The 11,898-nt window shown below is 71.7% G+C and carries 11 protein-coding genes and 1 pseudogene; 10 read left to right on the top strand and 2 right to left on the bottom strand.

Annotated elements, in window-relative coordinates; translation table 11 throughout:
• Window positions 1-188: 188 nt before the first annotated feature.
• Window positions 189-473: a hypothetical protein gene (locus tag AB0P24_RS46835; protein ID WP_365805435.1), complete on the bottom strand. Its 285-nt coding sequence runs from the start codon at window positions 471-473 to the stop codon at window positions 189-191.
• 620 nt (window positions 474-1,093) lie between these two features.
• On the opposite strand from AB0P24_RS46835, the gene AB0P24_RS46830 reads away from it, so the two are divergent.
• On the top strand, window positions 1,094-2,278 hold the full coding sequence (locus AB0P24_RS46830) for a winged helix DNA-binding domain-containing protein (protein WP_365805433.1): 1,185 nt from the start codon (window positions 1,094-1,096) through the stop codon (window positions 2,276-2,278).
• A gap of 252 nt (window positions 2,279-2,530) precedes the next feature.
• Here the strand turns inward: AB0P24_RS46830 and AB0P24_RS46825 are convergent, their stop codons facing one another.
• A complete protein-coding gene (locus tag AB0P24_RS46825) occupies window positions 2,531-2,851 on the bottom strand; it encodes a hypothetical protein (RefSeq protein ID WP_365805431.1) in 321 nt (106 codons plus the stop codon).
• Between the two features lie 230 nt (window positions 2,852-3,081).
• Here AB0P24_RS46825 and AB0P24_RS46820 point away from each other — a divergent pair, with 230 nt between their 5' ends.
• The 9 genes and pseudogenes from AB0P24_RS46820 to AB0P24_RS46780 all read left to right on the top strand — a co-directional run bounded on the left by AB0P24_RS46820 (window position 3,082) and on the right by AB0P24_RS46780 (window position 11,755).
• A complete protein-coding gene (locus AB0P24_RS46820) occupies window positions 3,082-3,450 on the top strand; it encodes an arsenate reductase family protein (protein WP_365805429.1) in 369 nt (122 codons plus the stop codon).
• Between the two features lie 120 nt (window positions 3,451-3,570).
• Window positions 3,571-4,266, top strand: coding sequence for a hypothetical protein (locus AB0P24_RS46815; RefSeq protein ID WP_365805427.1), 696 nt, complete (start codon window positions 3,571-3,573; stop codon window positions 4,264-4,266).
• Window positions 4,267-4,366: 100 nt separating this feature from the next.
• Window positions 4,367-4,660, top strand: a pseudogene (locus tag AB0P24_RS46810) (zinc ribbon domain-containing protein); the annotation flags it as partial.
• A gap of 228 nt (window positions 4,661-4,888) precedes the next feature.
• Window positions 4,889-5,920, top strand: a complete 1,032-nt coding sequence (gene glnII / locus AB0P24_RS46805; protein ID WP_365805425.1) for a glutamine synthetase — start codon at window positions 4,889-4,891, stop codon at window positions 5,918-5,920.
• 389 nt (window positions 5,921-6,309) lie between these two features.
• Window positions 6,310-6,903 carry a winged helix-turn-helix domain-containing protein gene (locus tag AB0P24_RS46800; protein ID WP_365805423.1) on the top strand — a complete coding sequence of 198 codons (594 nt, stop codon included), beginning with the start codon at window positions 6,310-6,312 and terminating at the stop codon, window positions 6,901-6,903.
• An 84-nt stretch (window positions 6,904-6,987) separates the two neighbouring features.
• A complete protein-coding gene (locus AB0P24_RS46795) occupies window positions 6,988-7,989 on the top strand; it encodes an NAD-dependent epimerase/dehydratase family protein (protein WP_365805421.1) in 1,002 nt (333 codons plus the stop codon).
• Window positions 7,990-8,136: 147 nt separating this feature from the next.
• Window positions 8,137-9,417 (top strand): sensor domain-containing protein, encoded by a 1,281-nt coding sequence (locus tag AB0P24_RS46790; protein ID WP_365805419.1) that lies wholly within the window; start codon window positions 8,137-8,139, stop codon window positions 9,415-9,417.
• On the top strand, window positions 9,402-10,052 hold the full coding sequence (locus tag AB0P24_RS46785) for a response regulator transcription factor (protein WP_365805417.1): 651 nt from the start codon (window positions 9,402-9,404) through the stop codon (window positions 10,050-10,052). The genes AB0P24_RS46790 and AB0P24_RS46785 overlap by 16 nt, the downstream gene beginning before the upstream one ends.
• A 173-nt stretch (window positions 10,053-10,225) precedes the next feature.
• Window positions 10,226-11,755: a DUF1996 domain-containing protein gene (locus AB0P24_RS46780; protein ID WP_365805415.1), complete on the top strand. Its 1,530-nt coding sequence runs from the start codon at window positions 10,226-10,228 to the stop codon at window positions 11,753-11,755.
• The last annotated feature ends 143 nt before the right edge of the window (window positions 11,756-11,898 follow it).

The following is an 11,898-nucleotide window of genomic DNA, read 5'->3' as shown; positions in this document are numbered from 1 at the left end:
CCAGGGGGCCCCTTACCCCCCGTCCGCCCCCGGGCCCGAGACCGGCCCGCCCCGGGACAGCGCACTGGAGTTGCAGGTGAAGGCGGCGCTCGCGAGCGACCTGCGGATCGAGCAGGACCTCAGCCGCTGGTTCCCGGTCTGGGGTGCCCCCGGCCTCTGACCGGCCGGGGTGCGGATCGGCCGGCCGGCTACTTCCCCTTCTCGTTCTGCTGGCGCCGGAACTCCAGGGGGCGCTCGCGGCGGTAGCGGCGCTCCCACTTGGCCTGCTGGTCACGGCGGTCGCGGTACGTCTTGTAGTCGCCCGCCATGCCCCCTCCCCCGCCGGACGAACCGCCCGACGAGGAGGCCGACGACGAGCCCCGCCCGTACTGCACGTACAGGAAGAGCAGGACGACGGCGGCGAGCCACCAGTTGTGGTTGCCGAATCCGAGGATGACCAGGACGACGGTTCCGGATAGGACGATGGTGCCCATGACGGGCCTCCGTGGCGTGGGTGTGTGAGCGGTCGACGGATCCGACGGCACACGCGGGGGACGGGCGGCCGTCCGTCGGTGCGCGGCAGTGTAGTCCCGACTTCCGGGGGCGCGGCCCGCCCTTCGGAAAGCGGTGGTGGACCCCTCCGCAACGCGTCTCCAGCGTAGGGAGCCGGTCACGCGCCGTGCATCCCGTTTTCGTGCGGGCACGCGCGCGGGCACAGGTGCGTGCGGGGGGGGGTGGGGTGCGGGCGCACCCCCGGCCCCCGACGGCCCGGACGGCCCGGACGGCACCGGTGGGCCGGTCGCCGTCGTACTGCGCGGCGCCTGCGACGGCAGCGAGCGCCGACTGCGCCCGCTGCTCGCGGAGTTCACCGCCCGCGGCTGCCCGCCCTGGCCTTCGCCTTCTCGGGCCACGGCGAAAGCACCGGCCACCGAACGGAGTCGAGCCTGCGCCGCCGCTTCGAGCAGGCGGCGGGACCGGGGCGGTCGGCGGAGGGCGGCCGGAAGGCGTGGGCCGGGCGGGGCGCGCCTGCGGGACGGTCTTGCCGCGGGCGGCGAGCAGGTGGTTGTCAGTGGCGTCGGGCAGGATGCGGTCAGGAGTCCATGGGGAGGTCGGCATGAGCGGCGGACAGCGGCACATCGGGGTGGCGGAGCGGCGCGCCCGGCTGGCGGAGCGCCACCTGTTGGCGGACACCGCGCGGGCGACGGCGCCGGAGGAGGTCGCCGAGGCGCTGGTGGCGCTGCACGGCTCGGATCCGGCGACGGTGTACCTGGCGGTGGGGGCGCGGCTGGCCGAGGCGGCGAAGACCGTGCCGGAGACGGAGCGGGCCCTGTACGAGGACCGCACCCTGGTGCGGATGCACGGCATGCGGCACACGGTGTTCGTCTTCCCCGCGGAGCTCACGGCGGTCGTGCACGCCTCGACGGGCCTGACGGTGGCCGCCCGCGAGCGCGCCGCGCTGCTGAAGGACATGGCCCGGGCCGGTGCCCCGGACGCAGCCTGGCTCGCGGAGGTCGAGTCCTCGGCGCTGGCCGCGCTGGCCCGGCTCGGCCAGGCGACGGCGACGGAACTGGCGGCCGCCGAACCACGCCTGCGCGAGCGGTTCGCGTACGCCGCGGGCAAGAGCTACGAGGGCGTCCACACCGTCTCCGGGCGCCTGCTGAGGGTCCTGGGTGTGGAGGGCAAGGTGGTGCGGGGCCGTCCGCTGGGCTCCTGGACGTCGAGCCAGTTCCGCTGGGCACCGGCGCCCGACCATCCGGAGCTGGAGGACGCGCAGGCCCAGGCGGCCCTGCTGAACCGCTGGCTGCGTGCCTGCGGGCCGGCCACGGAGGCGGACCTCAAGTGGTGGACGGGGTGGCGGGTGACGGAGGTCCGCCGGGCGCTGACCGCGATCGGGGCGCGGCCGGTGACCCTGGACGAGGGCGGCACGGGGTACGTGACGGCCGACGACCTGCCGGCGGTCGCCGAACCCGCCCGCCCCTGGGCGGCCCTTCTCCCCGCCCTCGACCCGACGGCCATGGCATGGCAGCAGCGGGACTGGTACCTGCCGCCGCGGCTCCGGCCGCTTCTCTTCGACCGAAGCGGCAACGTGGGGCCGACGGTGTGGTGGAACGGGCTGGTGGTGGGTGGCTGGGCGCAGCGCCAGGACGGCGAGATCGTCTGGCGGATCCTCGATCCCGGCATCCGAAGAGAGGCCGAGCAGGCGGTCGCGGCGGAGGCGGAGCGGCTGCGCGGATGGGTGGGCGCCGCGAAGGTCACGCCACGCTTCCGCACGCCGGTGGAACGGGAGTTGACCGGGTGAGCGGACCCGCAGGCCGAAAGGACGCGGCTGGGCAGCGTCCCGTAAGGGGCGCGGGGAGCGGACCCTCAGGCCGAAAGGACACGGCTGGGCAGTCTCCCGTAAGGGGCGCGGGGAACTGCGCGAGCAACCCTCGCCGGCCCGCAGCCGGACCACGAAGGGCCGCCCCCCGGTGCGGGGGCCCGGGGGCGGCAGCCCCCCAGCCGGGAAAGCGCCGGGCGCCGCCGCAAGCACACGGCGCCCGGCACCACCGGCTCAGCGTGAATAGCGCATCAGGGCCCGCACCATGTGGCACGTCGTGTCCGACGGCGGGTGGACGCCGATGCTCTCCGCCGCGCTCCGTATCGTCTCGTTCCGGGCCTGCTGCGGCAGATGGACACCGGAGTCGAGCAGGGCGATGGCGAGGCGCATGGCCTTCAGACGGCGGTTGTGTGTGACATACCACTCGCGTGGCCGCCCGGCCGGCAACGGGCGCTTCTCCACCGGCGCGTACGGCGAGTCGAACAGGACCGCACGCTTCGCGGTGGACTGGGTCGGCGGGGACTTCGGCTTCGGCTTCAGTGCGGCAGCGGGCACAGGCATCCTCCTGTCGCGGTCAGAGGGCCACCGGACACCCCGGCGACTCTCTCGAACACTGCTTCCAGTGTACCGGCCGGCACTGACAACGGGACAGCCCGCGAGTTTGCCGAACGGCCAGGTGAAGATGGGTTTTTCAGGTGGGTCGCGAGGTGCGCGAGGGGTTCTCAGGACACTCCCGGAATTCGAACAGAGCACCCCTGGGCGGCGGCTCGCGTACCGTCTTCCGCATGGAGATCTGGATCAACCCCGCCTGCTCGAAGTGCCGCAGCGCGATCAGCCTGCTCGACGCCGAGGGGGCCGACTACACCGTCCGCCGCTATCTGGAGGACGTGCCGACCGAGGACGAGATCAGGGCCGTACTCGAACGGCTCGGGCTCGAACCGTGGGACATCACCCGCACCCAGGAGGCGGTCGCCAAGGAACTGGGGCTGAAGGAGTGGGCGCGGGACGCGAGCGCGCGCGACCGGTGGATCACGGCCCTCACCGAGCACCCCAGGCTCATCCAGCGACCGATCATCACCGCCGACGACGGCACGGCGGTCGTCGGCCGTACCGACGAGGCCGTACAGGACGCACTGGCCAGACGCAAGAGCTGAACAGCACTCAACTCCCGTGTGACGCAGGTTACTTCAGCGACTCCGGTAACCGCTGAGTAACGACGTTCGGCATCTCGTACATAGCGACGTACGCTCCCTCACCCCTTTCAGGAGGCGCGCATGTCGCGCAGGAGAACTCTCGGCGCCAAGAAGACCGTCGCACTGCTGGTCGGCGCCGCGGCCGTCGCCGGTGGCGGGGCCTTCGCCCTGGCGTCCACCTCGAACGCCGCGCAGACCTCGCAGACCGCGAAGACGCTGTCGTCGGCCGCGGACTCGACCGTCTGCTCGGGGCTGGCCACGGCCCTCGGCAACAACCAGAAGTTCATCGCCGGACAGCAGGCGAACCCGGACGCCCAGTCGGCGGCCCGGATCGCCAACCGCGAGGCGGTCATCGAGCAGATCAAGGTCCAGCAGAAGGCGTCCGGTTGCGTCGTTGGGGAGTCGGCTCAGGGCTCCCAGGCGGCGAGCGGTACGCAGACGGGCCAGACCGGGCAGACCGGGCAGACCGCCACGGCGACGCCGACACAGAGCGCGGCCGCCGGAAGCACCGGGGGCACCGCCGCCTCCGGGCAGCAGGTCTGCAAGGGCTCGACCGTCACGCTCTCCGGTGAGGCCGGCGCGCCGGCCGCCTCCAGCAACCAGTTCCCGGCGGGAACCACGCTGAAGGTCACCAACCTGGACAACAACAAGTCCACGACGGTGAAGGTCACGTCGGTCTCCGGAAGTTGCGTGCTGCTCAACAACGCGGCGTTCGAACAGGTCCGGGAACCCGGCAAGTTCCTGATCCGCCGGGCGCTGATCGAGAAGGTCGGCTGACCTGCACCACGGGTCCGGGCACGGTCGCCGGCTTTCACGGAGGGAAAGCCGGCGACCGCCGCGCGGGGGCCCGGCGCGGCGCCCGAAACGGGCTCCATACGCGGACGCCGCGATCGGCGCCACGAAGAAAGCCCTGATCGAGATGGGCCGCAAGCACGGGCGGGACATCCGGCTCGTCCACCCCGCGCACACCACCATGGACTGCGGCCGGTGCGGAGCGAGAACCAAGCACGCATTGCCGCTGTCCGAACGCACCTGCACCTGCACCGCGTGCGGGGCCGTCTCCCCCGGAGACAAGAACTCCGCCCGCGTGATGCTCGTCCGGGCAGGTCTGAACCCGGCTGGTGCCGAGGGCGTAAGACCTCCGGGAGCGCTGCTCCCGGAGGCGGCCTGAGCCAGGAATCCCCGCCCAGCCCTGAAGGAAGGAATCCCCTTCCCCCAGGGAGGGAAGCAGTCAAAACGTGAGTCGCACCACAGAACCACCAGGTAACACCGGGTTCACATTCGAGCAATGATCGGGAAATCGCCTGTTGACAGGCTGCCGGGCAACACCGAGGCGCCCCAGTGCCGTAGCGCCACTGCACCCGCAAGTGCGCCCGACCCACCCCGAAGGATGTGGCCCGTGACCTTCAAGGCTGAGTACATCTGGATCGACGGCACCGAGCCGACGGCCAAGCTGCGTTCGAAGACGAAGATCATAGCGGGCGCCCCCGCCGGTCTGGACGCGCTGCCGATCTGGGGCTTCGACGGGTCGTCCACGAACCAGGCCGAGGGGCACTCCTCGGACCGTGTGCTGAAGCCGGTCTTCACCTGCCCCGACCCGATCCGCGGCGGCGACGACATCCTCGTGCTGTGCGAGGTCCTGGACATCGACTTCACCCCGCACTCCTCCAACACGCGTGCCGCGCTGGTCGAGGTCGCCGAGAAGTTCGCCTCCCAGGAGCCGATCTTCGGCATCGAGCAGGAGTACACCTTCTTCGACGGCTCCCGCCCGCTGGGCTTCCCCGAGGGCGGCTTCCCGGCCCCCCAGGGCGGCTACTACTGCGGCGTCGGCGCCGACGAGATCTTCGGCCGCGAGATCGTCGAGGCGCACCTGGACAACTGCCTGAAGGCGGGGCTCGCGATCTCCGGCATCAACGCCGAGGTCATGCCCGGCCAGTGGGAGTTCCAGGTCGGCCCGGTCTCGCCGCTGGAGGTCTCCGACCACCTGTGGGTGGCCCGCTGGCTGCTCTACCGCACCGCCGAGGACTTCGGCGTCTCCGCCACCCTCGACCCGAAGCCGGTCAAGGGCGACTGGAACGGCGCCGGCGCGCACACCAACTTCTCCACCAAGGCGATGCGCGAGGGCTACGACGCGATCATCACCGCGTGCGAGTCGCTCGGTGAGGGCTCCAAGCCGCTCGACCACGTCAAGAACTACGGCGCGGGCATCGACGACCGTCTGACCGGCCTGCACGAGACCGCCCCGTGGGACAAGTACTCCTACGGCGTCTCCAACCGCGGCGCCTCGGTCCGTATCCCGTGGCAGGTCGAGAAGGACGGCAAGGGCTACATCGAGGACCGCCGCCCGAACGCCAACGTCGACCCGTACGTCGTGACCCGGCTGATCGTCGACACCTGCTGCTCCGCCCTGGACAAGGCCGGCCAGGTCTGATCCGCCAACGACTCTCCCGAAGGGGCGCCCACCGTCACGATGGGCGCCCCTTCGGCGTGCGGCGGGCGACGTCGGCGTCACGCCGAGGAGCGTCCCAAGCAGTGAGAGGAGGGTCCTGTTTCCCGGCTGTGTCTGCTTCAATGGGCGCATGGTCGGCATCCAGAAGTGCAGCGCGACAGGTCGTCAGGACCTCGAGCCGTTCTGGCCTTCCCGTCAGCACCACGACTTCGACCGGGTGTGTTGCCGCGCGACGAACGCGCGGGCCCTCTAAAGCCGTACACCCCGGCCTTCGGCCAGCGCGGAAAGCAGTACGTCCCCGGCGCGCCCGACCACGAGTCGCGGCCGTCGTCCCGACCGACTGACTCCTCGCGCGAAAGAGCTGACGTCTCATGGCGACCACTCGTTCTGTCTCCCCCGCCTCCACCCTGGCCCCTTCCTCGCCCGCCCGGCACCGGCTGCGCGCCGTCGACCGGGACGAGGTCGTGGACATGGCCGACCTGCTGCCACCGGGCGCCACCTGGCTGCCCGCCCCGCAGCACGCCCTGCCCGCGCTGCCGGGCCAGCCGCCGATGATCGGCTACCTGGTGCTGGTCCCGGCGGACCAGCAGCCGCCCTTCCTGCCGGTCGCGGTGCCGGACCCGCGGGAGCCGGCCGCGGCACCCCCCGCGGCACCCCCCGCGACCGGCGCCCGGCCGCTCGTCACCGTGGACACCGTGGAGCGCACCGCCCAGGTCGACGGGCGTGAACTCGACCTCACCTACCTGGAGTTCGAGCTGCTCGCGCACCTGGTGGCGCATCCGGGCCGGGTGCACACCCGCGACCAGCTGGTCACCACGGTCTGGGGCTACGGCCACGTCGGCGACGGCCGCACGGTCGACGTCCATGTCGCCCGGCTGCGCCGCAAACTCGGCGCGGAGCACCGCCGGGCGATCCAGACGGTCCGCCGCGTGGGCTACAAGTACACCCCGCCGACGGGCCGCTGAGGCCGTCCAGCGGCCGCTGACGGGCCGCTCCGCCCTCGGCTGAACCCGGTGACGTGCGCCGCACCCGCGGGCACGATCAGCGGCATGAGGCTTCTGGTGCTGGGCGGTACGGAGTTCGTGGGGCGGGCGGTCGCCGAGGCGGCGCTCGGGCGCGGCTGGGAGGTGACCGTCTTCCACCGGGGCCGCCACCGGCCCCCGGCCGGGGTGCGGTCGCTGCACGGCGACCGCACCGCGCCCGGCGGCCTCACCGCGCTGGCCGACGGCACCGAATGGGACGCGGTCGTCGACACCTGGTCGGCCGCGCCCCGGGCGGTGCGGGAGACGGCACGGCTGCTGCGGGGCCGTGCCGGACGGTATACGTACGTGTCGAGCTGCTCGGTGTACGACTGGCCGCGCCCGGCCGGATACACCGAGGACGCGCCGCTGGTGACGGGGGCGGCGGCCGACGCGGAGGCGACCGAGTACCCGCAGGACAAACTGGGCGGCGAGCTGGCCGCCGTCGAGTCCTTCGGCGCGGACGGCTCGGTACTGGTGCGGGCCGGGCTGATCCTCGGGCCCTACGAGAACATCGGACGGCTGCCGTGGTGGCTGAACCGGATCGCGCGGGGCGGGCCGGTGCTGGCGCCGGGCCCGCACGATCTGCCCGTGCAGTTCGTGGACGCCCGCGACCTCGCCGAGTGGACCCTCGGGGCGGTCGAACAGAAGCTGTCCGGACCGTACAACCTGGTGAGTCCGCCGGGGCACACCACGATGGGCCGGCTGCTCGAAGCGTGCCGCCGCAGCACCGGCTCGGACGCGGAGCTGCGGTGGACCGATGCGGAGGTCGTCCTCGACGCCGGGATCGAGCCGTGGACGCAGGTGCCGGTGTGGGTGCCGGCGGACAGCGAGTTGCACGACGGTGTGCACGGGCTGGACGTGTCGCGGGCGGTGGCGACGGGGCTGCGGTGCCGGCCGGTGGAGGAGACGGTGGCCGACACGTGGCGGTGGCTGCGGGGCCTCGACGGTGCGGTGCCGGTACGGGCGGGGATCGGGCTCGACCCCGATGTCGAGGCGCGGGTGCTCGGCGTGCGGCGGATCGGGGCGTGATCAGGCTGCGGGCCGGTGGGGGCTGGTCGCACAGTTCCCCGCGCCCCTGAAGGGGCGCGCCGCAGCCCGGGGTGTATCCAGCACCACCCCCTGACATGGGGCTTCGGGCCAGTGCCCGCCGCTCGTGCGGTCGGACAGACTGACGGCATGACGACGAACACGACCAGCGGGAGTTTCCGGACCAGGGCACGGGAGGTGCTGCTCGCCGCCGTGCGGGGGCTGGTGCTGGCGGTGGTGATTCTGCCGGTGTCGGTGCTCTGCTTCACGTTGACCGCGGTGTCGGTCGCACTGATCCCGATCGGGGTGGGAATCGTCACCACGCCGTGGGTCCTGGACGGGGTCCGGGAGGTGGCGGACGCGCGGCGGCGGCTGGCGTACGAGTGGTGCGGGGTGCGGATCCGGTCGGCGTACCGGGCGCTCCCGGCGGACGCCAACCCGTGGGCCAGGACCTTCGGGATGCTGCGTGATCCGCAGGTCGGCAGGGACGTGCTGTGGCTGCTCACGGACATGACGGCCGGGTTCGTGACCGCGCTGCTGCCGGCGGTGCTGCTGTTCTATCCGTTCGAGGGGTTCGCGGTGGCCGCCGGGCTGTGGCGGGTGCTCACCCTCGGCGGCACCTACTGGTACGGCTTCGTGCCGGTCACCGGCCAGGCCACCGCGTTCGGCGCCGCAGCCACCGCCGCCGTCCTGCTGGTCGGCGCCTGGCACCTGTGCCCGCGGCTGCTGACCGCCCACTTCCGGCTGACCCGCGCGGTCCTCGACCCCGGGAAGGGCGAACTCGCCGAGCGGGTACGTGTGCTGACGGAGACCCGGAAGGACGCGGTGGACACCTCGGCGGCCGAGCTGCGCCGGATCGAGCGGGATCTGCACGACGGGGCGCAGGCCCGGCTGGTCGCCATGGGGATGGACCTCGGGACGATCGAAGTGCTTCTGGACAAGGATCCGGAGAAAGCGAGGCAGCTGCTCGCGCAGACCAGGCGGGCCTCCGTGGAGGCGCTGGGCGAGCTGCGGGACCTGGTGCGGGGCATCCATCCGCCGGTGCTGGCCGAGCGCGGGCTCGGGGACGCCGTACGGGCGCTGGCGCTGCGGCTGCCGGTGCCGACCGAGGTGACGGTGGAGCTGCGGGGGCGGGCGGACGCGCCGGTGGAGTCGGCCGCGTACTTCGCGGTGAGCGAGGTGCTGACCAACGCGGTCAAGCACTCCGGTGCGGACCGGATCTGGGTGGATCTGCATCACGTGCCGGACGGCGGCGGCATGCTGCGGATCTCGGTCACCGACCATGGCAGGGGCGGCGCGGTGATCGGTGCCGGGTCGGGGCTCGCCGGGGTGGAGCGGCGGCTGGGTACATTCGACGGCGTCCTGGCCGTCAGCAGTCCCGCGGGCGGCCCCACCATGGTCACGATGGAGATTCCGTGCGCGTTGTCCTAGCCGAGGACCTGTTCCTGCTCCGCGACGGGCTGGTCCGGCTGCTGGAGGCCTACGGTTTCGAGATCGCGGCGGCCGTCGAGTCCGGCCCCGAACTCTCCCGGGCGCTGGCCGAGGCGGAGCCGGACGTGGCCGTGGTGGACGTACGGCTGCCGCCCACGCACACCGACGAGGGGTTGCAGTGCGCGCTCCGGGCGCGGCGGGCCAGACCGGGGCTGCCGGTGCTGGTGCTCTCCCAGCACGTGGAGCAGTTGTACGCGCGCGAGCTGCTGGCGGACGGCACCGGCGGGGTGGGGTATCTGCTGAAGGACCGGGTGTTCGACGCGGAGCAGTTCGTGGACGCCGTACGGCGGGTCGCGGCGGGCGGTACGGCCATGGACCCTCAGGTGATCCAGCAGTTGCTGTCCCGGCGGGCCGACGACCGGCCGCTGGGGAGGTTGACGCCGCGGGAGCTGGAGGTCCTGGAGCTGATGGCGCAGGGCCGGTCCAACGCGGCGATCGCCGCACAGCTCGTCGTCACGGAACGGGCCATCGCGAAGCACACCTCCAACATCTTCGCCAAACTGGGACTTGAGGTGTCGGACGATGACAATCGGCGCGTCCTGGCGGTGCTCGCGTACCTTGACCGCGACCGCTGATCTTCCAGAAACAGCCCTGTTCAAACGGCGGTTGTGCCCCAAGCGCGTAACAAATCTCTGATGAATTTGTGAGGCGGCTGAACACGTCTGAGGCGGAGCGCGTATGAAAGGACGCCGCTTCACTCCTGTCGGGCGCCTCGATGCTGCCCCGCCAAGGAAGTCAGAGGAGTTCCATGGGACGCAACATACGCAAACGCCGTTCGCCGCTGGCCGTCAAGGCCATAGCCGCATCGGCAGCCATAGCGCTCGGCGGGGGCGGGCTGCTCTGGGCACAGATGAACGCTTCGGCGCACGAGTCGAACAACTCTGCCCAGAACTACACGAAGGCCGCCGCCGCGACGGTGGCGACCATCTCCTGCCCCGATGTCGGCCAGAAGCTGACGAGCGTGCCGGACAAGGCCAAGCAGGGGGTGGCGGCGGAACTGGCGAACCTCGACAAGCAGATCACCGAGGCCTACTCCCGGCTCGCCTCCACCCGCCAGGCGCAGGCGAACGACGCCAGCTTCGTGCAGAACGCGATCGTCGGCCCCCTGAAGGAGAAGCGGGCCGCCACGATCGACCGGATCAGGATCGACATCACGCGGGTCGGCGGCACCTTCGACAGCTCGCTCGCGCAGCTGGCCGCCTGCACCACACAGACCACCAACCAGACCACCGCCGGCCAGGGCAACAACAACGGCGGGCAGAACAACAACGGTGGCCAGAACAACACCGGGAACAACGGCCAGGCCAGTGCCGCCCCGAGCGCCAGCGCCAGCGCGCCGGCGAACATCGGCGGGCAGGCCGGCAACGGTCCGGTCGCGGCCGACTTCGTGGACATCACGAAGGTCGCGCCGAACGTCCAGGCCAAGCCGCAGAAGACCGGCCAGGCCTCGACCGGTTCCTTCACCACCCGCTGTGGTGTGAACGCGAACAAGAACCACAACACCGACAACGTCATCGTGGCGCCCGGCGTGACCAACGGCGCGCACCACGAGCACGACTACGTCGGCAACCAGAAGGTCAACGCGTTCTCGACGAACGACTCGCTGCTGGCCGCCCCCTCCAGCTGCCAGAACCAGAGTGACCTCTCGGCGTACTACTGGCCGGTCGTGCGTGAGCAGGACGGCTCGCAGGAGTTCGACGCCAACGCGCTCGGCGGTGGCAAGGAGGGCAACGTCGGCAAGATCCTGACGCCGGTCCAGGCGCAGATCAAGTACGTCGGCAGCCCGGCCAGCAAGGTCACGGCGATGCCCCAGTTCCTGCGCATCATCACCGGTGACGCCAAGACCACCACCAACGGTCTGGCCAACGCCAACGCGCACTGGAGCTGCACCGGCTTCGAGAACAAGGTCCAGCTGACCACGCAGTACCCGATCTGCCCCCAGGGCAGCAACGTGGTCCGCACCTTCGCCTTCCAGAGCTGCTGGGACGGCGTGAACGTCGACAGCGCCAACCACCGTACGCACGTGGCCTTCGCGGACCCCGCGAGCGGTGTCTGCCCGAACGGGTTCAAGGCGATCCCGCAGCTGACGATGCGTCTGGTCTACAAGGTCGCCCAGCCGTCCATCGTCAACGGCCAGGTGAAGAACGCCTACGCCGTGGACGGTTTCCCCGAGCAGCTGCACAAGGCGGCGACCGACCACGACGACTTCATCAGCGTCACCAAGAACAACCTGGCGGCCACGATCGCCAACTGCATCAACACCGGCAAGAGGTGCTAGTGCGGAGCAGCTAGCCGGCAGCACGAAGGCCGGCGGCACGAAGCGGGCGCGCAAGTGACGGGTCGTCCGGGACTACTGTCGATGCACTCCCAGCGGCTGAATGCCCGGATGGTCGTGTAGCCGCCGGGGGGTTCGCCTGGCGA

The sequence above is a fragment of the Streptomyces sp. NPDC086519 genome (genome assembly GCF_040686075.1).
Classification (GTDB): domain Bacteria; phylum Actinomycetota; class Actinomycetes; order Streptomycetales; family Streptomycetaceae; genus Streptomyces; species Streptomyces shenzhenensis.
The sequence above is the reverse complement of the archived record's forward strand: the minus strand, read 5'-3'. Positions and strand labels throughout refer to the sequence as shown.

Coding starts and splice junctions, on each gene's coding strand:
- AB0P24_RS46830 (WP_365805433.1), top strand. CDS start 1,094: ATGAGCGGCGGACAGCGGCACATCGGGGTGGCGGAGCGGCGCGCCCGG.
- AB0P24_RS46820 (WP_365805429.1), top strand. CDS start 3,082: ATGGAGATCTGGATCAACCCCGCCTGCTCGAAGTGCCGCAGCGCGATC.
- AB0P24_RS46835 (WP_365805435.1), bottom strand. CDS start 473: ATGGGCACCATCGTCCTATCCGGAACCGTCGTCCTGGTCATCCTCGGA.
- AB0P24_RS46815 (WP_365805427.1), top strand. CDS start 3,571: ATGTCGCGCAGGAGAACTCTCGGCGCCAAGAAGACCGTCGCACTGCTG.
- AB0P24_RS46790 (WP_365805419.1), top strand. CDS start 8,137: ATGACGACGAACACGACCAGCGGGAGTTTCCGGACCAGGGCACGGGAG.
- AB0P24_RS46800 (WP_365805423.1), top strand. CDS start 6,310: ATGGCGACCACTCGTTCTGTCTCCCCCGCCTCCACCCTGGCCCCTTCC.
- AB0P24_RS46780 (WP_365805415.1), top strand. CDS start 10,226: ATGGGACGCAACATACGCAAACGCCGTTCGCCGCTGGCCGTCAAGGCC.
- AB0P24_RS46795 (WP_365805421.1), top strand. CDS start 6,988: ATGAGGCTTCTGGTGCTGGGCGGTACGGAGTTCGTGGGGCGGGCGGTC.